Origin of the sequence: Salidesulfovibrio brasiliensis JCM 12178 (assembly GCF_001311825.1) — a bacterium.
GTDB lineage: Bacteria > Desulfobacterota > Desulfovibrionia > Desulfovibrionales > Desulfovibrionaceae > Pseudodesulfovibrio > Pseudodesulfovibrio brasiliensis.
In genome coordinates this window covers 152,961-173,074 of record NZ_BBCB01000001.1, presented here as the reverse complement: position 1 = coordinate 173,074, position 20,114 = coordinate 152,961, and the positions used below count along the sequence as shown (strand labels likewise).

General features: G+C 58.4%; 17 protein-coding genes and 2 pseudogenes. 6 read left to right on the top strand and 13 right to left on the bottom strand.

Annotation, left to right across the window (positions count from 1 at the left end; all coding sequences use genetic code 11):
- The first annotated feature begins 17 nt into the window (after window positions 1–17).
- Window positions 18–3,605: a PEP/pyruvate-binding domain-containing protein gene (locus tag JCM12178_RS00930; protein ID WP_054648104.1), complete on the top strand. Its 3,588-nt coding sequence runs from the start codon at window positions 18–20 to the stop codon at window positions 3,603–3,605.
- 56 nt (window positions 3,606–3,661) lie between these two features.
- The gene (locus JCM12178_RS00925) at window positions 3,662–4,432 is read left to right on the top strand and encodes a DsbA family protein (protein WP_054648103.1); all 771 of its coding nucleotides are present in this window, start codon (window positions 3,662–3,664) and stop codon (window positions 4,430–4,432) included.
- 70 nt (window positions 4,433–4,502) lie between these two features.
- Here JCM12178_RS00925 and rbp read toward each other — a convergent pair.
- From rbp to JCM12178_RS00890, 7 genes and pseudogenes are all read right to left on the bottom strand, one after another.
- Window positions 4,503–4,765, bottom strand: a pseudogene (rbp, locus tag JCM12178_RS00920) (RNA-binding regulator).
- 238 nt (window positions 4,766–5,003) lie between these two features.
- Window positions 5,004–5,672, bottom strand: a complete 669-nt coding sequence (locus JCM12178_RS00915) for an adenylate kinase (RefSeq protein ID WP_054648102.1) — start codon at window positions 5,670–5,672, stop codon at window positions 5,004–5,006.
- A 60-nt stretch (window positions 5,673–5,732) separates the two neighbouring features.
- Window positions 5,733–6,659, bottom strand: a complete 927-nt coding sequence (gene tilS / locus JCM12178_RS00910) for a tRNA lysidine(34) synthetase TilS (protein ID WP_245628533.1) — start codon at window positions 6,657–6,659, stop codon at window positions 5,733–5,735.
- 80 nt (window positions 6,660–6,739) lie between these two features.
- On the bottom strand, window positions 6,740–7,087 hold the full coding sequence (locus tag JCM12178_RS00905; protein ID WP_054648100.1) for a hypothetical protein: 348 nt from the start codon (window positions 7,085–7,087) through the stop codon (window positions 6,740–6,742).
- Between the two features lies 1 nt (window position 7,088).
- The gene (gene hemA / locus JCM12178_RS00900) at window positions 7,089–8,468 is read right to left on the bottom strand and encodes a glutamyl-tRNA reductase (RefSeq protein WP_054648099.1); all 1,380 of its coding nucleotides are present in this window, start codon (window positions 8,466–8,468) and stop codon (window positions 7,089–7,091) included.
- Between the two features lie 3 nt (window positions 8,469–8,471).
- A complete protein-coding gene (gene ccsA, locus JCM12178_RS00895) occupies window positions 8,472–9,284 on the bottom strand; it encodes a cytochrome c biogenesis protein CcsA (RefSeq protein ID WP_054648098.1) in 813 nt (270 codons plus the stop codon).
- The gene (locus JCM12178_RS00890; RefSeq protein ID WP_054648097.1) at window positions 9,271–9,948 is read right to left on the bottom strand and encodes a precorrin-2 dehydrogenase/sirohydrochlorin ferrochelatase family protein; all 678 of its coding nucleotides are present in this window, start codon (window positions 9,946–9,948) and stop codon (window positions 9,271–9,273) included. The genes ccsA and JCM12178_RS00890 overlap by 14 nt, the downstream gene beginning before the upstream one ends.
- A 102-nt stretch (window positions 9,949–10,050) precedes the next feature.
- Here JCM12178_RS00890 and JCM12178_RS00885 point away from each other — a divergent pair, with 102 nt between their 5' ends.
- The 4 genes from JCM12178_RS00885 (at window position 10,051) to JCM12178_RS00870 (ending at window position 13,773) form a co-directional block, all read left to right on the top strand.
- Window positions 10,051–11,277 (top strand): glycosyltransferase family 9 protein, encoded by a 1,227-nt coding sequence (locus JCM12178_RS00885; RefSeq protein ID WP_054648096.1) that lies wholly within the window; start codon window positions 10,051–10,053, stop codon window positions 11,275–11,277.
- A gap of 75 nt (window positions 11,278–11,352) precedes the next feature.
- Window positions 11,353–12,621, top strand: a complete 1,269-nt coding sequence (locus tag JCM12178_RS00880; protein WP_054648095.1) for a CgeB family protein — start codon at window positions 11,353–11,355, stop codon at window positions 12,619–12,621.
- Window positions 12,622–12,634: 13 nt separating this feature from the next.
- Window positions 12,635–13,255 (top strand): nicotinamide riboside transporter PnuC, encoded by a 621-nt coding sequence (pnuC, locus tag JCM12178_RS00875; RefSeq protein WP_054648094.1) that lies wholly within the window; start codon window positions 12,635–12,637, stop codon window positions 13,253–13,255.
- Window positions 13,255–13,773: an AAA family ATPase gene (locus JCM12178_RS00870; protein ID WP_054648093.1), complete on the top strand. Its 519-nt coding sequence runs from the start codon at window positions 13,255–13,257 to the stop codon at window positions 13,771–13,773. Before pnuC ends, JCM12178_RS00870 begins: the two co-directional genes overlap by 1 nt.
- Here JCM12178_RS00870 and JCM12178_RS00865 read toward each other — a convergent pair.
- From JCM12178_RS00865 to mutS, 6 genes and pseudogenes are all read right to left on the bottom strand, one after another.
- Window positions 13,763–14,988, bottom strand: a pseudogene (locus JCM12178_RS00865) (replication-associated recombination protein A). The gene JCM12178_RS00870 and the pseudogene JCM12178_RS00865 sit on opposite strands and share 11 nt — an antisense overlap.
- The gene (locus JCM12178_RS20165) at window positions 14,985–15,392 is read right to left on the bottom strand and encodes an RsmE family RNA methyltransferase (RefSeq protein WP_250635925.1); all 408 of its coding nucleotides are present in this window, start codon (window positions 15,390–15,392) and stop codon (window positions 14,985–14,987) included. Before JCM12178_RS20165 ends, JCM12178_RS00865 begins: the two are co-directional and overlap by 4 nt.
- Window positions 15,317–15,715, bottom strand: coding sequence for an RNA methyltransferase PUA domain-containing protein (locus JCM12178_RS20160; RefSeq protein WP_054648091.1), 399 nt, complete (start codon window positions 15,713–15,715; stop codon window positions 15,317–15,319). Before JCM12178_RS20160 ends, JCM12178_RS20165 begins: the two co-directional genes overlap by 76 nt.
- Before the next feature lie 39 nt (window positions 15,716–15,754).
- Window positions 15,755–16,993: a diaminopimelate decarboxylase gene (gene lysA / locus JCM12178_RS00850; protein ID WP_054648090.1), complete on the bottom strand. Its 1,239-nt coding sequence runs from the start codon at window positions 16,991–16,993 to the stop codon at window positions 15,755–15,757.
- A 25-nt stretch (window positions 16,994–17,018) separates the two neighbouring features.
- Window positions 17,019–17,468, bottom strand: coding sequence for a hypothetical protein (locus JCM12178_RS00845; RefSeq protein ID WP_054648089.1), 450 nt, complete (start codon window positions 17,466–17,468; stop codon window positions 17,019–17,021).
- An 11-nt stretch (window positions 17,469–17,479) separates the two neighbouring features.
- A complete protein-coding gene (mutS, locus tag JCM12178_RS00840) occupies window positions 17,480–20,077 on the bottom strand; it encodes a DNA mismatch repair protein MutS (protein ID WP_083465670.1) in 2,598 nt (865 codons plus the stop codon).
- Window positions 20,078–20,114: the final 37 nt, after the last annotated feature.

The window sequence follows — 20,114 nt, the reverse complement described above, 5'->3', positions numbered from 1 at the left end:
TGAGTCGGGAGGAAAAGATGGGGAAGACCCAGAAGCCTGCGGCCGGTGCCTCGGCCAAAAAGAAGAAGACCGAGGCCGGAGTGGACAAATTGAAAGCAAAAATGGTGCTCACCGGTGCCGACATCGTCAAGATCGGCGAAGATGCCGAGTTGCTGGTGGGCGGAAAGAACTACAACACGGCGATCATCAGTCAGGTTTCCGGCATTCGCGCGCCGGAGTTCAGGGCCATATCTTCCATCGGCTTCCACAAGCTACTGGACGAGACCAAGGTTCATGCCTCCCTCGTCCGCTCCACCGTGGACAAGGAATACAACGCGGTCGATTGGACTTCCGAGGAAATCAACCAGGATTCCGAGTTCTTGCAGAAGTTTGTTCGCAAGCTCGGTGCCAAGGTCAGGCAAGCAACCGAAACCCATACCGGTACCCCCATCAAGTTGCGCACCTTCATCAACAACGTCGTTGAAGGCTTCGCCACTTCTCCGGAAGGGATCGACCAGCTTCGCAAGCGCTCCGTTCTCGTGCAAACCGCGATTCTCGCCGTGGAAATGCCCGCAGACGTTCAAAAGGAAGTACGAAGCGCATACATCTCCATATGCAAGGAAGCCGGTCTGGATGACGTTCCGGTCGCGGTCCGTTCCTCCGCAGCAGGGGAGGACAGCCGCAAAAAGGCTTTTGCCGGTCTTCAGGACACCTATCTCAACATCGTGGGCGAGGACACCTGTCTCGAAGCATACCACTGGGACTGCGCCTCGGCGTACAATCTCCGTTCCATGACGTACAGGCGCGAGGCCATTCTCGATGCCATCATGACCGCAGAGCGCACCGGCGACGATTCCATTGCCGAGCAGGCCAAGAAGGAGTGGGCAATCGAGCACACCTCCCTCTCCGTCTGCATCATGCGCATGATCAACCCGGTCATTTCCGGTACCGCGTTCAGCGCGGACACCGCCACCGGTTGCCGGGGAACCGACCGCAACGACCTTGTCTCCATCGACGCCAGTTACGGCCTCGGTGAAGCGGTTGTCGGCGGTATGGTAACTCCCGACAAGTTCTACGTATTCCAGCGCGAAGGCGGCACGGAAGTCGTTGTCCGCTACATGGGCTGCAAGGAAAAGAAAATCGTCTACAAGGAAGACGGTTCCGGCACCATCAGCGTCAAGGTTCCGGCCAATGACGTGTTCCGCTGGTCCCTTTCCATCGCTCAGGGCGAAGAAGTCGCACGCGGCGTCCGAAACATTTCGGAAGCCTACGGCGGCATGATCATGGACACCGAGTTCTGCATTGATGCCTCGGATCGCCTGTGGTTTGTTCAGGCCCGCCCCGAGACCCGTTGGAACGAAGAATTTGAAGAGCATCCCAACAAAATATTCATGCGCCGCCTTGAGGTGGACAAGAAAGCCAAGGAAGACGCTGAAGTCATCCTTGAAGGCAACGGCGCTTCCCGCGGTGCCGGGCAGGGACTTGTCCGCTACCTGCGTTCCGCTCTGGAGCTGAACAAGGTTAACAAGGGCGACGTGCTCGCTGCCGAGCGCACCGACCCGGACATGGTTCCGGGCATGCGCATCGCCTCGGCCATTCTGGCCGACGTTGGCGGCGACACCAGCCACGCGGCGATCACCTCGCGTGAGCTCGGCATTCCGGCAATCATCGGCCTGCAGCGTCTCGAAGTGCTTCGCTCCCTTGACGGTCAGGAAGTCACTGTCGACGGCTCCAGCGGCAAGGTCTATCGCGGCCTGCTCCCGCTTGAGGAAGTCGGCGGGGAGATCGACGTCAGCGCTCTGCCCGAGACCAAGACCAAGGTCGGGTTGATTCTTGCCGACGTCGGACAGGCCCTGTTCCTGTCCCGCCTGCGCAACGTCCCCGACTTCGAGGTCGGCCTGCTGCGCGCCGAGTTCATGCTCGGCAATATCGGCGTGCACCCCATGGCGCTTGAAGCGTATGACAACGACGCTCTCGACGAACTGGTCAGTGCCAAGCTGGCAGACATGGACTCCCGTCTGACAAAGGTCATGAAGGAGCAGCTGGCTGACGGCCTGATCATGCTTCCGCTCAAGCTGCGTGAATATGTGGGTCGCATCACCGGCCTGACCAGTGAAATGGACGCGCTTTCCGATCAGGAAGCCGCACGCGGCACCGACGAGGTGCTGGCGCTGCACCGCAAGCTGCGCGAGCTGGACAAGAAGCTGGATGTGCACATCGAACTTGCCACCGAGCGGCTGGACGTACTCAAGACCTCCGTGGACCTTGAAGCGCACGTAGCCGTCATCATGGGCTACCATGACCTGCTGGAACTCAAGCCGGATCAGCGCAATACCGAAGCGTGGCAGACCTGGCATGACCATCGCGATGATGTGAAGCGCATCGTCGAGCGGGTCAAGGAAGACTCTGAAGTAACCGATTACATTGAAAAGGTTGCCCAGCTTCGCCGAGAGGTCGCCCTCAAGATGGGCGTCAAGTCCGAGATGGACGAAGTCAAGACGCTTCCGGAGCGTATCCGCAAGCTGCTCGAGTCCCGCGGTTACCGCACAGGCAAGGAAAACTACATCCAGACGCTTGCACAGGGCCTCGCGCTCTTTGCCATGGCGTTTTACGGCAAGGATATCGTTTACCGTACCACGGACTTCAAGACCAACGAGTACCGCAACCTCGTGGGCGGTTTGCTCTTCGAAGGCGAAGAGGACAACCCCATGCTCGGCTTCCGCGGTGTTTCCAGAAACATTCACGACTGGGAACTCGAAGCGTTCAAGCTGGCTCGCGGCATGTTTGGCGGCAAGAATCTGCACATCATGTTCCCGTTTGTCCGCAACCTCGAAGAAGCGCGCAGCATGAAGCGCTATCTCAAGCAGGTGCACAATCTGGAATCGGGCCGAGACGGTCTGAAGGTCATCCTGATGTCCGAGATTCCGGCCAACGCCGTGCTTTGCAAGGAGTTCCTCAAGGAAGTCGACGGATTCTCCATCGGCTCCAACGACATGACCCAGATGGTGCTGGCCACGGACCGCGACAACCCGCGTCTGCAGCACATCTATGACGAAGAAGATCCGGCGGTCGTGTGGGCCATTCTGTCCACCATCTTCGCCGGGCAAAAATACGGAAAGAAGGTCGGCTTCTGCGGACAGGGCGTTTCCAACAGCGTTATCCTGCGCGGCCTCGTAGCTGTTGCGGGTATCGTTTCCGCGTCCGTGGTGCCCGACACCTACCAGCAGACCAAAATCGACATGGCCAAGGTCGAGGCCGAGAACATCCCGCCCCGCAATCTCGGAAAGTGGATTTCCGAGCAGCACATGAACCGTCTCAAGACCTTGCTTGACGAGAACGGCTACAGCCACATTCTCAAGCGTTACAAGTCCGCCGACGACTTCATGGAGTGGTACGAGGGCGAATACGACCGCTTCAGCGAACAGCTTCGCGACAACATTGAGACCCCCAAGGAAGAATTCTACCGTCAGGAGATGGAGAACTTCCGGGCAATGTTCCACAAGCCGGTCATCTACGCGGCCTGGGACTGGGAGCATACCGTGGAAGACGCCATGCGCCACGCTGGTTTTGCCTCCTGGGATGAGCAGGAAGCCGCACTTGCCAAGCAGCGTGAAACAAGCTGGTAATAACAGAATCGACTGAAGCGGCCCCGGTTGGGGCCGCCTTTTTTTGGAGCAATCTAATGAAATACATACTCTCTGTCGCGATGATGGTCGTCCTGCTTGGTGGCTGCACCGCCTCAAAGCAGGCCGTGCGCGATGCAATCCGCGAGAATCCTGAAATCGTCATTGAGGCGCTCGAGGATAACACCATCAAGCTTTATGAGCTGGTGGAGAAGGGCGCGCGCGAAAAGCAGCTTGCAAAGAAGGCCGAAAAGTGGCGCATGCAGGCTGCCGATCCGGTGAAACCCGTGATCGAGGAAGGCCGTGCGTCTCTCGGCAGCAAAGGTGCACCGATCACCATTGTCGAATACTCAGATTTCCTTTGCCCGTACTGCTCACAAGGAGCGCGGACGGTCAACAAGCTGGTTGAGGAATCCGAGGGCAAGCTTCGTGTCATTTTCAAGCATAGCCCGCGCAACGACGCTTCATACAAGTTGGCCTTGATGTACGAGGCCATTGCTTTGCAAGACCCGGACAAGGCTTGGGCATTTGGAGAAAGACTCTTCGATTCCCAGCGTGCAGTGTTCGAGGGCGGCGATCAGGCCGCATTCTCCATTGCCGAAGAACTGGGAGTGGACGTGGCGCAACTCAAGAAGGACATGAACAATACTGACGTCATCGATCGGATTCATACGGATGCGGAAGAGGGTGCCGGTTTTGGTGTCAGCGGAACGCCGACGTTCTTTGTCAATGGTGTGCGCGTGGTGGGAGCTGTGCCCGAAGCGCAGTTCCTCAAGGTCCTCGAAATAGTCGAGGAAGTGCAGGGTGTCTGTCTCGATTGCGAGAACTAGCTAATTTGATAGGTGATAAAAAAGAAAGCCCGCCGAAAGGCGGGCTTTTTTGTTGGGTTGCAGTCCCGGCTTAGTAACGGCGGGGACGGCGTTCACGAGGCTGGGCCTCGTTCACCCGGAGGTCACGGCCAAGGAAGCTGTGACCGTTCAGGCTTCGATGGCTTCATCGCCGCCGGATTCCATTTCCACAAAGCCGAAACCGCGGGAGCGGCCGGTTTCGCGGTCCTGGATAACACGGGCGGAAGAAACATCGCCGTATTCGGAAAAAAGGTCATGAAGATCGGAATCGGACGCGGACCAGGCAAGGTTGCCTACAAAAATGTTCTTGGACAAGGGATCTACCTCGAATCAAAAAATGAATAACTCTGCCAAAGACGGGCTCTCCCGACTCTGACAAAACGTGAAAAGGGCTTGGCTTTCAAAGCATTTTGCCCAGTTCCGTTTTTCCACACTAAATCGGAGATATCTTTGAATGGTATCGCGGTCAACCCTTTTTTGCAGGTTCATTAACTTTTCAATAAAAAAAGCCCCCCGTTACCGGAGGGCTTTGAAGGATCGTATCGCGTAGTGATTAGTCGAGCTGGGAAATCAGGTAGTTCTTGATTTCGTCGATGGACTGTTCACCGTCGAGTTCGATGTACTTGAAGCCGCCGTCCTTCATGTCCTTGTAGAAGTTGCAGGCAGCCATGGTACCGGTCTCTTCATCGTAGTAGATGTCGTGACGCTTGTTGATGGCTTCTTCGTCCTGGTCATCTTCACGAGCGGACAGGGCGCCACCGCAGACGCGGCACTTGTCGCCATCGGGAGCGATGGCCGGGATGCCGACGTTGTTGGGGTGGTTCGGGTTGTTTTCACAGAGGCGGCGGCCCATGATGCGCGCCTTGGCGATTTCACGGGGCAGCTTGATTTCGATGACGTAGTCGAGTGCCACGCCGTCTTTCTGCAGGGATTCCCAAAGCTTCTGGCCCTGAACCAGAGAGCGGGGGAAGCCGTCGAGGAGCCAGCCGTTTTCACCGGCGTTCTGGAGAACGTCGAGAACCATCGGGATGGTGATGTCGTCCGGAACGAGTTCACCCTTGTTGATGTATTCCTTGGCCTTCATGCCAAGCTCGGTGCCACCGCCAATGTGCTTGCGGAAGATGGCGCCGGACTCGATGTGGTCCAGGTCATACTTGTCTTTGGCCAGGGTTCCCTGGGTGCCTTTGCCGGAGCCGTTGGGGCCGAAAATCAGAATGTTCATATCTGCTCCTCCTAGGATTGTGCAAAAGATCACATGGCTTACCCCGGCGCAGGCCGGAAGTCAATGTTTGAAGCCAAAAACCACACCATCGGGAGTGATTTTTCCGGTCCTGTCGCCGGGATACTGGAAGATTGTCCCATAACGCCGGTTTTGCCAGGCTTCGTCCATCTTCAGCAGGGTGTCGGCCAACGCCTGTCCCGATCCCAGCCGATCGAGGTGCGCCTTGTAGAGCCGAAGCCGAAGAGCCTTGTGGCTGCCCTCCAGCGTTTCCTTTGGCAAAAGGGTGCCCTCGACGATGCCTGACTGCTCATCCCAGTAGGCTTCGTCAATCCTGCCAAGTCGCCAGAGCCTTCCGGCGGATTCAAGAAAATTCGGATTTTCTTCAAGCAATGACGGGAGGATCGAGTGTCTAACGCGGTTTCTTGTCATGCCCGTGTCGGTGTTGCTTTCGTCCTCAACCCACGGGAGACCTAGCTCGGTGAGAAATTCGACGAGGACCGCCTTTTCAGTCATCAACAGCGGACGAATCAGCCTCCGTTCCGTATCAATTCCCGCCATTCCGGAGAGGCCGGGCCAGCCTGTACCCCGAATCAGACGCATCACAACGTCCTCCGCCAGATCGCCGAGGTGGTGGCCCGTAGCGATCCACCCGGCACCACACGCCTTCATTTGTTGATTGAGAAAATCGTAACGAGCTTTTCGTCCGGCTTCTTCCAGCCCCATGGACTCGGCTTCGGCCAATCGGCATACGTCGACCGCGTTGCTGACAATCTGTACACCCATGCTTGCACAGATCTCTTTGCAGTGCAGTACTTCTGCACCGGATTCGGGGCGTATGCCGTGGTCGAGATGTGCGGCCGTTACCGTGCCGCCGTTTTTTAAGGAGAGGCAATGCAGCGTCAGCAGCAGTGCGGTGGAATCCGCGCCGCCGGAGTACGCGCAGAGAAAATCGGCACCGATCGGGTCGACGCCGAGTTCGTCACGCATGAAGCGTTCCACGCCCAGACAGAAGTGCGCCCATCTGGGCGGCAGATCACGAAACCGGGCGGGCATCCGCGGGGGCATGGCTACACCTTGATACCGAAACTCTCGATGAGCTGGTCGAGGTAGTCAAGCATGTGGTTGCGCTGCTCGGGAGTGCAGTAGGCGACGCAGGAGCAACGAATCTTGTTGTGGGCGCGCACCAGAAGCTCCATCTTGAGAGAGTTTCCGGCCACGTTGCGAATGGTCTCAAGGGAGAGGAAGTAGGGACCGCAGTCGTCCATATGCTCTTTCTGCTCGTCATTCAGCAACTCTTGGGGCAGGGGGAGATAGAAAATGCCCTGAATAGGACCGTTCATTTCGAGAGCGGTGAGCTTTTCTTCAAAGGTGTCAATGTCTTCGTCGACGATATCTTCAATATAGTAATTGCGCATGCTACTGGTCCTTTCTGGTGGATTCGATGAATGATTCGATGTCGTCGGAGGAGCAGGAATCGTCAGGCTTGCGACGGTTCATGTGTGCGTTGACAGGGATTTCCTCGTTATCCAGATGGAACATCCGGCGGGCCATGTCGATGAAACGGTCGGCCACGCCTTCCTCGCGCGTGCGGCGCTTCAGGAAACAGATGGGCTCGTGCAGAACCTTACGGCCCACGGAAAGCACAAGGGTTTCAAGTGCCTGCTGTGTCTCCACGTCAACCGGTCCCAGCCGCTTGAGCGTTTTGGCAAGTTCCTTTCTGGCAATATCTTCGCTGCGATCCACAAGGTCCACAATCGTCGGATTGAGGGCCAGCGAGCTGAGCCAGGTGCCGAAGGCGTCGGTTTCGCCCTCGACCATGGAGTGTGCCTTCACGGCCTCGCTCTGCCTGCGGGAGGTGTTCTCCTCCACGACTTCCTTGAGGTCGTCAATGTCATACAGGTACACGTTGTCCAGCGTGTTCACGTCCGGGTCGATGTCGCGGGGCACCGCGATGTCGATGAAAAACATGGGGCTGTTGCGGCGCTTCTTGAGCACGCCCTTGACGTCCTTGGCCCGGATGACCGATGTGGGCGAGCCTGTGGAGCTGATTATGATGTCCACGTCTTGCAAATGGTCGAACATGCGCTCCATGGCGATGGGTTTGCCGCCCATGCGTTCGGAAAGCTCCTGCGCCCGAGAAAGCGTCCGGTTGGCGATGACGATGTCCTGCACGCCATTGTTGAGCAGGTGCGTGGCCGCGAGTTCGGCCATTTCGCCCGCGCCGACGAGCATGGCCCGGGTGGAATCCAGCTCACCGAAAATACGTTTTGCCAGCTCCACGGCCGCATAACTGATGGAGACCGCGCTGGAGGCGATGGCTGTTTCAGTGCGTACTCGTTTGGCAACGGAAAAAGCCTTGTGCAGCAGCCTGTTGACCACTACGCCCGCGGTTCCACTCTCCAGCGACGCGCGGTAGGCGTCTTTGAGCTGGCCCAGAATCTGCGGTTCGCCCATGACCATCGAATCGAGGCTGGAGGCCACGGTGAAGATGTGTTTGACCGCGTCAAGCCCGCGATGGCGGTAGACGTGTTCCACCAGTTCCTCGGCCGTGCCGCCGCACGCGGAGGCCCAGTGGCTCAGGATGGCGTCCGTAAGCTCATGCTCGGCCAGCCCTTCGGCGGCGACAACGGTGATCTCCACCCGGTTGCAGGTGGAGAGCGCCATACATTCGCGCACCGGACAGTTGGCAAGCGTGGCCTGCTCGAAATTCTCCGTATTGGTCAGGGCGTACTTTTCGCGCACCTCGACACCGGCGGTGCGGTGATTGAGCCCTATGAGATATATCCTGTTTTCCATGGCTTACGGCTTAAACGTCATTGCGTGATGAATAAGGGAGACGATCATGAGCGAGAAGACCACGACCGCGCCGACCGCTGGTTTTCTTCCCCGCCACTTCAGCACCACGCGTTGGTGGAAGATGTACGCGAAAACCACCCAGACCGCCACCGAGAAAGCCTTGACCATATCCCAGACAAAAACCTTGTTCGGGTCGATCCAGTACCAGATGAAGGACGAGACGATGCCGAGAGTGTAGAGCGGAAACCCTGCGCCTACGGCCATGCCGTTGACCTTGTCGAACAGCGAGAGGGATGGCGTGTCCTTGCCGAGGCTGGCCAGTCCGGCCTTGGTCTTGATCTTTCTATTGTAATGCAGGAAGGCCACGCCCGCGCCAAAACCCATGGCACAAAGGCCAAGGGCGAGCACAAGCGTGCCGATATGCAGCCAGAAGAAGAGCAGGGTGAACTGTGGCGGCAGCTTGACCACCATACCGCCCAGCGCCAGCGATGCGATGAAAAGAAAGAGCGTCATCGGCAGGGCTGTGGTGGACAGAAACGCGAGCTTGTAGCGCCACCAGAGCAGGAAGTAGGCGACCATCACGCCCCAGGCGATGATGTTGAGGTAGAAACTGCCTTCGCTGAGGACTATTGCTTCGCTCTGATTGAAGGCCAACAGGGCGATGTCCAGCGAATGCACGACGAACCCGGCCAGCGTGAAACCTCCGGCGATGCTTTTCAGCCGGTGGTTTCCCGTGGCAATGACCGTCATGTGCAAAACGGCAGCCAGCAGGTAGAGGCCTATGACGGCCAGTTGCATCAGTTCAAACAAGCCCATCCAGTAACTCCGGAATGTTGTCCCGCAACGGTGCGGGTAGGACTTCCTCAAGGATTTGCCGAACCTTGTCAAGGTCGCGGACGCGGAGCGCGTCAAGCAGGCCCGAGGTTGTCAGTTCCCGAAACACCGTAGTGTTCCAGGCGGTTTCCCTGTTCAGGGACAGTACCATGGGCCGCAGGCGGCGCATGATTTCGAGAAGCATGGCATACTCCTCGCCGAAAAATTCTTCAAGCTCCCGGCGAATGTGCCGGGACAGGGCAGGACTGCCGCCGCAGGTGGACACCGCCACCCGCAGGTCCCCCCGGCAGAACGAGGCCGGAACGATGAAGTCTGCCATATCCGGCTTGTCCGCGATATTGCAGAGAATTCTCCGCTCCCGGCAAAGCCTGGCAATCTCTTCGTTGACCGACGGGCTACTGGTGCATGCAAAGACCAGAAACCGCCCGTCCAGATCGCTCTTGTCAAAGAAACGCTGCTCAAACAGGGCGTGCGGCTGCCCCGCCAGTTCCAGCACAGCCTCGTCAGGCGCGGACGCATCAAGCATGAGTACTTCTTCGGCTCCCGCGTCAAGCAGGGAGGCGGCCTTGCGACGTCCCACGCCGCCCGTGCCTACCACGAGGCAGCGCTTGCCGATGAGGTTGAGAAAGACCGGATACTCATGCATCGGATTTCAATACACCATGGAAGGCCCGGATGTAAAATGCCGGATGGAGGATTTCTTGCCATGACCGCAGGTTGCGGGTACAAGTTGATGCTGGAGACGGTAATGAAGCATTCCCTCATAATCCAGATCGCCCGTTTCGGCGACCTTGTCCAGACCAAGCGACTCATAACCTCGCTTTTGCTGTCGAGTGGGGGGGAAGTCCATCTACTCGTTGACAACTCCCTGAAGTCACTTGCACAAATCATCTATCCCGAAGCGGTGGTTCATTCCATCACAGCCCACGGGACCGGTCTTTCCGGTGCCGAAGCGGTTCGGACAATGCTGGTGGATAACCGCCGCGTCTTCGAGCACCTACGCTCCATTGACTTTGACGATGTCTACAACCTGAACTTTTCGCCTCTCAATTACCGTATCGCAGCCCTTTTCGATTCTGACCGCGTTCACGGACACCGCTGGATCGACGGACAGGAGAAGCCGTCCGAATGGGCCGCCATGGCCATGCGCTGGACCGGCAACCGCAGACTCGGCATCAACATCGTCGACTTCTGGGGTGCGTATGCCCAGCCGCTTTGTCCGCCCGAAGCCGTCAACCCGGATGCTTCACCAAAGGGCGGAGGGGTAGGCATCGTCCTTGCCGGACGAGAATCCCGCCGCTCGCTTCCCGCAGAACACATCGCCAGAATTGCAGGCGTGTTTGCCGCGAAACACCGGGGGCCTGTGTCGCTGCTCGGCAGCGGCGCCGAAGCTGCTGCAGGGGAGGACGTTCTGGACCGGATGCCATCCTCGCTTCGGGAACGTACGGTCAATCTGGCCGGTAAGACCGGGTGGGGAGAGCTGTGCGAGGTAGTGTCCTCTCTGGACATGCTCATGACGCCCGATACCGGCACCATGCATTTGGCCGCACACTTCGGGGTGCCGGTTCATGCGTTTTTCCTCTCGTCGGCGTGGTGTTTCGAGACAGGGCCTTACGGGCTCGGGCATACCGTATATCAGGCCGTGCAGGACTGCCTGCCGTGCCTTGAAGTCGCCGAGTGCCATCATGCGGTAAAATGTCTGGAACCCTTCAGTGACCCCTCATTTGTTCGCACTATTGCAACAGGAAAACATGGTTTCCTTCCCGATGGGCTGACTGTTTTTGAGACAGCCTTCGATGAGTTGGGCCTGACATTCAAGGCTGCTGCCGGACCGGACGCCGAAGCACAGCAGAGGAAAGAGTTTCGCGCTTTTCTGGCCTCGCATCTGGGGCTTTCAGATGCTTCTGCAGGAGCCGACCAAGACTTATGGGCGAACAAGTTATATCGAGACAAGCAGTGGATTTTCGATCAATAAATCAAAGCATTAGATTTTTTCTAGAAAATCTCTAATTGATTAATCCGGTTATTGGAACAGATTCTAGAGGATAGTATGAACAGGCAGTTACGCATTCTCGTCGTTCTCCCCATGTATGGCGGCTCACTTCCGGTCGGGCGGTTCTGCGCCGATGCGCTCAGGGAGTCCGGCCATCTCGTGGAGGTATTCGAGGCTCCGGATTTTCACTCGTCATACAAGGCGCTGGAGCAGCTCAAGGTAACGGCGGACAGACTGGACTATCTGGAGAACTCCTACCTTCAGGTGGTATCACAAGCAGTTCTCGCCAAGGTAGAGACCTTTGAGCCCGACCTTGTGCTTTCCATGGCGCAGGCCCCGCTGACCATTCAGGCGCTCAAGCGGTTGCGCCGTGACGGAGTGGCTACGGCCATGTGGTTTGTGGAGGACTACCGGCTGTTTACCTACTGGAAGGCTTTTGCTCCTCACTATGACGTCTTTGCAGTCATCCAGAAGGAAGGCATCTTCGAGGGGCTGGAAGCCATAGGCCAGAACAACGCATTATACCTGCCGCTGGCCGCACACCCTACATTTCACAAGCCGCTTGCACTTTCCTTGACAGACAAGCGCAAATTCGGGGCCGACGTCTCTTTCATGGGGGCCGGATATCCGAACCGTCGCATGGCGTTTCGGGAGCTTATCCGTCCCGGCTTCAAGATATGGGGAACCGAGTGGGAAGGGGACCATGTTCTGGAGCCGTATGTCCAGATGGCGGGCAGGCGCGTCACGCCCGAGGAATGCGTCAAGATTTTCAATGCGAGCACGGTCAACCTGAACCTGCATTCGTCGATTCAGGCCGACAACCTTGTTACTCATGGCGATTTCATCAACCCCCGCACCTTTGAGGTTGCCGCGTGCGGCGCGTTCCAGCTCGTGGACAGGCGTACGCTCATGCCGGAAGCCTTCGAACCGGATGAGCTGGCTATTTTTGACTCCATGGAAGAGCTGCGGGAGCGGATTGAGTATTATCTGGCTCATCCCGAGAAGCGGATAACCACGGCCAAGCGCGGGCAGGCGAGGGTGCTGAAAGAACACACCTACGTGGCCCGGATGCAGACGCTGCTTGACTTTGTGGCCGAACGTCTTGATGCTTGGCCGCCGCAACGCGACCGGGGCGAGTTGTACCCTGAGGGCTTCCCCGAGGAACTCAAGGGCGAGCTGAAAAACATGTTGGCCCAGCTTTCACTACCTGAAGACGCGGCGTTCGAGGACGTGGTCTGGGCCATCCGCTCAAGACAGGGCGAACTTTCGGGACTCGATACGGCAATGCTTTTTCTCGACGAGTGGCGCAAGCTCTTCAACAAATAGCCAGTAATTCAAGATGATGGAAATCTTTACCGAAGCCTACGGGTTCATCGTCGCCTTCGTGCAGGGCATGGGCTGGGCCGAACGGCTTTCCACCCTGACCGGGCTTATCTACATCGTTCTCAGTGTCCGCCAGAATCCGCTGTGTTGGCCGTTCGGCATCATCAGCGTCGGCATCTGGATGGTCGTGGTCTTCATGGGCAAACTCTACTCGGACGCATTCCTGCAATTCGTGTATGTGGTGCTCGGATTTTACGGCTGGTATCAGTGGCTCAAGGGCGGTGAGGACAAGACTCCGCTGGAGGTTCGTCGCGTCGAACGGCCTCTCGGCATGAAGCTGGCTCTTACCATCGTGGTAGCCACCGTTCCGGTCTGGCTGCTGACCAAGTACGTACTCGATGCGGCCTATCCGTTCTGGGACGCGCTGACCACTGTCGTCAGCCTTGTGGCCCAGTATCTGCTCGCCAAGAAGTATCTTGAAAACTGGATTCTCTGGATTATCGCGGATATAATCTACATCTTCATCTATCACTTGAAGGGCTGGAACGGGTACGCGGTGCTCATGGCCGTCTACACAACCATGGCGGTTCTCGGGTATCTGGCGTGGCGCAAATCCATGCAACCCCGGAAAGTGTGATGCCTGTTCGCGTTGTCGTCACCGGCTCGGAGTGCACGGGCAAGAGCACGATGGCTGCGGCCCTCGCTGATCGTTTCGGTGTACCATATGCTCCCGAATTCCTGCGTGATTACTTTATCATGAAAGAGGGGGTGCTGACCGTGGAGGATGCGGTCCCCATTGCGCAGGGACAGATTAATGGTGAAGATGCGCTCGTCCGACAGGGGGTAAATCCGGTCATCTGCGATACCAACATCCTCTCGTCGGTTATCTACAGTCGCCATTATTTCGGCCATTGTCCGGAATGGATTGAGCGGCAGATGCGGGAGCGGGCCTATGACCACTACCTTCTGTGCGGCATCGACGTGCCGTGGGTGGCGGACGGTCAGCGCGACAGGCCCGCCGAACGCGAGGCCATGCAGAACCTTTTCCGCAACGAGTTGAAAGCGCGCGGGCTTCCCTTCACGGAAGTCAAAGGTAGCGTGGAAGAACGCCTTGCCGCAGCAATTCCGATTGTCGAATCGCTTCTTATTTCTTGATTTTCCTGAACTGTTGGAGCCAGGCGTTCAGTTTGGGTTCCGCGCCCTGATCCTTTGGGTGGTAGAAGGTCCTGCCTGACACTTCGGCGGGCAGGTACTCCTGTGCGACCCAGGATTTGGGGAAGTTGTGCGGATACTGATAGCCACGCCCGTAACCCCATTCCCGTTGCAGGGCGGTTGAGGCGTTTCGCAGGTGCAGCGGGACCGGATGCATCCCGTGCTCTTTTATTTCGCGCTGCAGGTTGCGGTAGGCAAAATACGTGGAATTGCTTTTGGGTGCCAAAGCGAGGTACACGGCGGTCTCCGCCATGATGATCCCGCCCTCGGGCATGCCTACGGCTTCCACGGCGTTGTGACAGGCCACGGCTATCTGCAGGGCCTGCGGGTCTCCGAGGCCGATGTCCTCAGATGCCGAAATCATGAGCCGTCGCGTGATGAAGCGCGGGTCTTCGCCGGATTCCACAAGACAGGTGGTGTAGTAGAGGGCCGCGTCCGGGTCGCTGCCCCGGATGGACTTGATGAGCGCAGAGGCAAGCTCGTAATGGGAATCACCGTCCCTGTCGCCGCGCATGATAACTTCCGGCAGTGAATCGCGCAGTGAGTCGGGGCTGCGCTGTGATTCCGGCAGATGCGCTGTGTATTCCAGCAAATTCAACAGGGTTCGCGCATCGCCGCTTGAGAGCGAGGCCAGCAACTTGACCGACTCTTCGGGCAGTTCAAGCCTCAGTTCTTCGCATCCGCGCTGCACGACTTTTTCCAGACTTTCCCGGGATAACGCCCTGAGCCGCAGCACGTGAAGTCTAGAGAGAAGCTGGCGGGTCACGCTGAAGGAGGGGTTCTCCGTGGTGGTTGCAAGGAGCGTGATTTCACCGGTTTCGAGGATAGGCAGGAAGAAGTCCTGTTGAGCCTTGGAGAACCGGTGCAGCTCGTCAAGAATCAGGATGTCGTAGCCCGGCAGCTTTTTACGAAGGGCGGTGAGCCCGGCTTCGGGTGCGCTGACGCGCAGATACGACTTGCCCGAGCCTTGGCCAGCAGCAGGGCGAGGGTGGATTTGCCACATCCGGGAGGGCCGAACAGCAGCAGGCTCGGCAGACGGCCGGATTCCATGATGGCCGTGACGCGCTCCATGATGTGGCGCTGACCGATGAAATCGTCCACGGACTGCGGTCGGATCCGGTCCGCAAGCGGCTGGTTTTCCGTTATTTCGAGCTTCATGTGCGGCGCTCCCGAGAGTAAAGAGCCAGGCTCAGCGTATGGATTGCGGCGGTTTCCCATCGTAAAATCGAGTTTCCGAGCGAAACGGCGTCAAAGCCGTTCGTCTGTAGTTTTTCGGCTTCGCGGTCATCAAAACCGCCTTCCGGGCCGAACACGACGAGTGTTCTTTCGGCAAGGCGGTCCGGACCGAGTAAATCTTCAGGCTCTGCCTTTTCCCATGCCATGATCCGGCTGTCAAAGGAAGCGGAGAGCGCTGCAACGCCATCTATTCCGTCCACTATGTCCAGAGAGGGCAAAAACACGTTGCCGCACTGTTTTGCGGACTGGATCAGCTTATCCTTCCAGTTATCCTTGGGTGTTGCGGGCGGTTTGCCCTGACTGCGGGCCGCACGCCAGAATACGATCCAAGCGCGCCGAGTTCCACAGCCTTTTCCAGCACCCAGTCGCGCCGCTTGGACTTGTTCCACCCCAGCGCCAGCACGACGCCGCCGGATGGCCTCTCGTGAACAGTCGTCTCGACTTCACGGACAATCGCTTCGTTTTTACTCCCTTTCTCAAATACAAAGCGACCGCTGCGGCCTTTTCCGTCGACAAGCCGAATCTCGGAGCCGGGCGGGGTACGCAGCACGGTGACCATGTGTCTGGCCTCCGTGCCGCGAATTGTTGCGATCTGCTCTGGATCGGGCCAGTCTTCCGGCTGGATGAAAAAGGTGTTGAGGCGTGCCATGGCGAAAAAGGGCCGGAGCGAGGCTCCGGCCCGATCCTTCTAGATTTCGTTGGCTATGAGGTCTTCGTAGCTCTCGCGTTTGCGGGCCACGGTAACCGTGTCGCCATCCACCAGCAGTTCGCAGGCGCGGCGGCGGGAGTTGTAGTTGGAGGACATGGTGAAGCCGTAAGCCCCGGCAGAGTAGCAGACAAGGCGCTCACCCTGTTCCACCCATGGGAGTGTACGGTCTCGGGCGAGGAAGTCGCCGGATTCGCAGATGGGACCGACCACGTCCACTTCGCGTTCGGGGCGACCATGCTGTTCGGCCTCGCCGATGCGGTGGAAGGAGTCGTAGAGCGAAGGGCGCACGAGGTCGTTCATGGCGCCGTCCACGATGACGAAGGACTTGCTCGGGGTTTCCTTGGTGTAAAGAACCTCAGTGACCATGATGCCCGCGTTACCAGCGATGACACGGCCCGGCTCGAGGATGACCGTGAGCGGCAGGTCCTTGAGTTTGGCGGTCAGTGCTTCGCCGAATTCCTTGGGGTGGGGCGGTTCTTCCTCATCATAGGTGATGCCAAGGCCGCCGCCGAGGTCGAGGTATTTGATCTCGATGCCCATTTCCTGAAGTTTCTCATAGAAGTTCAGGAGCTTGTCCAGTGCTTCAAGGAACGGTTCAATGCTGGTGAGCTGGGAGCCGATGTGACAATCCATGCCAATGGGCTCGATGCCGGGAAGCTCCTTGGCCCTGGTGTAGGCCTTGAGAGAATGCTCCATATCCAGTCCGAACTTGTTCTTCTTCATACCCGTGGAGATATACGGGTGAGTCTTGGGATCGACGTTCGGGTTGATACGGAAGCTGACCTTGGCGACCTTGCCTTCTTCCACCGCGATGTCATTGATTTTCTCCAGCTCGGCAAGCGACTCCACATTGAACATCAGAATGTTCGCAGCGAGTGCTTCGCGAATTTCGCCCGCGCTCTTGCCCACACCTGAGTAGACGATCTTCTGCGGGTCGACGCCGGCCTTGAGCGCGCGGTAGAGTTCGCCGCCTGAAACGATGTCCATGCCCGCGCCCTGCTCGGCGAGCAGCTTGAGGATGGACAGGTTCGAGTTGGCCTTGACCGAATAACAGGTCATGTGCGGCAGGCCGGAAAAAGCGGAATCAAACGCCTCGAAGTGCCGCCTGAATGTGGCGGCGGAGTATACATAGAGAGGGGTTCCGTACTTGTCCGCGAGTTCGTTGACCGGGATTTCCTCGGCGCAGAGCGTGCCGTCGCGGAATTCAAAATGATGCATTGTTGGCTCCTAAACAGTTTGACCGTTACTGACTTGAGGGATCGGCCACATATACCTCTGTGGTGGCCGAAGGAAGCGAGGAGAGCGTGTTCACGCCCGCCACGCGGAAGCGGTACTCCCTGTCTTCCTCGAATGGACAGAGCGACAGGATGAGTTCGTCTCCGGACAGCCGGAATCCGTCGTCTCCGCGCCTGATGAGCACCGCGTCGCGCGGGATGAACGGACAGCCGATGCAGCCCTCGCCAGGGCCGTCGCCAACCATCTCGTACTGCACCAGAACGCTTTCCAACCTGTGCGCGGCTCCTTCAACCTCAAGCACAAGCTTCAAACAGGTTCCGGTGCGGCTGCCTTCCAGCAGGCGCAGGGTGAAGCGATCTTCCTTCTTGACCGCCTCGGGCCATTCCTTTTTGCCCAGCGCGCAGCCAAGCAGCAGGAATAACGACAGAAATACGGCAATGCCGCGAAACAACCGCATGAAATGACTCCCTAAAGGGATTTTTTCCACTTGTTCAGGATGGTGAGCGCCTCAATTGGCGTCATGCCATCCACGTCGAGTTCGGTGAGTTGCCTGATGACCGGGTGCTCCTCGGCCGCTTGCGCCGCTTCCGGAGCGGGAGAGCCGAAGCCGGGCAAAAGGGACATGGAGGCTTTCTCCACCTTCCCGCCGATGCGCTCATCCTGCGATTTTTTTTCCAGTTCCGCAAGGACGTCGCGGGCGCGCTGGACCACGGGGCGGGGAACCCCGGCGAGCTTGGCCACCTCGATGCCGTAGGAACGGTCCGCAGGGCCGGGAACGAGGCGGCGCAGAAAGACGATGTCGCCTTTCCATTCCTTGACCGCGATATTCAGGTTTCGCAAGCCGGGAATCTTGCCTTCAAGCGAAGTGAGCTCGTGATAGTGCGTGGCGAAAAGCGTGCGGATGCCGCCTCTGGCGCGGGCCGAGAGCTCTTCGACCACCGCCCATGCCAATGAGAGGCCGTCGTAGGTGCTGGTGCCACGCCCGATTTCATCCAGAATCACAAGGCTGCGCTTGGAGGCTTGCCTGAGAATCCGCGCGGTCTCCATCATTTCGACCATGAACGTGGACTGGCCCTGTGAAAGGTTGTCCGAGGCACCCACACGGGAGAAGATGCGGTCCGTCAGGCCGAGTTTGGCCCCCTTGGCCGGAACGAACGAGCCGATCTGCGACATGAGCGAGAAAATGGCGACCATGCGCAACACCGTGGATTTACCGGCCATGTTCGGCCCGGTGATGAGCAGGATGCGCTTTTCCGGGCTCATGGAGATGCCGTTGGGAATGTAGTTGGCCGCGCCCATGGCGTCTTCGACAACCGGATGGCGTCCGGCCTCGATTTCGATCTCCATGCCGTCGTGCAACTCAGGCTGCTGCCAGTCGTTGATTCGCGCGGTTTCGGCCAGTCCCTGCCAGTAGTCCAACCCGGCGAGGGTGTCCGCCATGTAGAGGAACCGCGTCCGGGCGTCGGCAAGGCGTTCCCGAAGGGTCTGGAAAAGCTGGTATTCCAGATTGCGGCGTTCCTCGGATGCGGAAAGGAGCTTTTCCTCCAATTCCTTCAACTCAGGCGTGATGTAACGCTCGGAATTGACGAGCGTCTGGCGGCGAATGAAATAGTCCGGTACATCGCCTCGGTACGCCTTGGAAACCTCGAAGTAGTAGCCGAAGACCTTGTTGAAGCCGAGCTTGAGCTTGGGAATGCCGCTCTTCTCGGCCTCTGTAGTGTGCAACTCCTTGAGCTTGGCTTCGCCGTGGTCGGTGAGCTCGATGAGTTCGTCGAGCTTGCCGTCGTATCCCTGCCGGAACAGGCCGCCTTCGGTGATGACTACCGGGGGACTGTCCACGAGGGCGGTTTCAAGGAGCAGGTGCAGGTCTTCCATGTCGTCCCAGCCCTTGAGCAGCCGGGTGAACGCCTTGGGCAATTCTTCGGCCCTTTCGAGCTGGATGCGGATGGTCGGCAGCACCGAGAGGCTGCGGCGAAGGGCGGTAAAATCCTTTGGTGTGGCCCTGCCGAGTGTGACGCGCGTTGAAAGGCGCTCCATGTCGTACACGCTGTCGAGAGAGGCACGAAGGTCGGAGCGCAGGGGATCGTTGGCGAAGAGATAGGCAACGGCTTCCTGCGTTTCGAGGATGGGCCGGAGTTCACGCCACGGCTGGCGAAGCCGCTTTTCGAGAAGGCGTCCACCCATGGGCGTCATGGTGCGGTCCAGCACCTTCCAGAGCGTGCCCTTGCCGGTCTTGCCGTCAAGCCGTCTGAACACTTCAAGATTGCGCTCGGTTACTTCATCTATGATGAGATGCTTGCCGAGATTCAGGGGTTTGAATTCACCGAGATGCTTGAAGTTTCCTTTCTGGGTCTGGTCGAGATAGGCCAGCAGCGCGCCGCAGCAGCGTACCAGCTCTGGCTTGTCGACAAGGTCGAGGGTATCGAGGCTGGCCGCTTTTTGGGCGTTGAGCACGCGCTCCTCGGCGCTGTTGCGATCGAAAAACGCCCCGGCAGGGAGCTGGGTCACGGTGGCGCTCATGTCCGCGTACTGGGAGGGAACGTTTCGACCCTGAACGAGCAGCAGTTCGCTTGGGTCGGTTTTCATGGCCCACTGCCAGAGTTCCGGCTCTTTCTTGCTGTGCAGGCCGGACCATTGGCCCGTGGAGTAGTCCAGCCACGCCAGACCACCGGAACCGGACTGGGAATCCCAATACAGCGCCGCGAGATGGTTGCTGTTCTTGGCGTTCAGGTTGGAGTCTTCGATGACCGTTCCGGGCGTGAGCACACGGGTCACGGCCCGCTCAACCAGTCCCTTGGCCTGCTTGGGGTCTTCGATCTGGTCGCAGATGGCGACCTTGTAGCCCTTGTCCAGCAGTTGGGACAGATAGTTGTCCACGGCATGATGCGGAACGCCGCACATGGGGATGGGGTTGTCGTCCTTGGGGTTGCGGCTGGTGAGCGCCACCTGCATTTCGCGGGCGGCGATCTGCGCGTCCTCGAAGAAAAGCTCGTAGAAGTCTCCCATGCGGAAGAAGAGCAGGGCGTCCGGGTTTTCTTCCTTGAACCGGAGATACTGCTCCAACATGGGGGTCATTTTGGGTTTCGACACACCTATCCCTGTG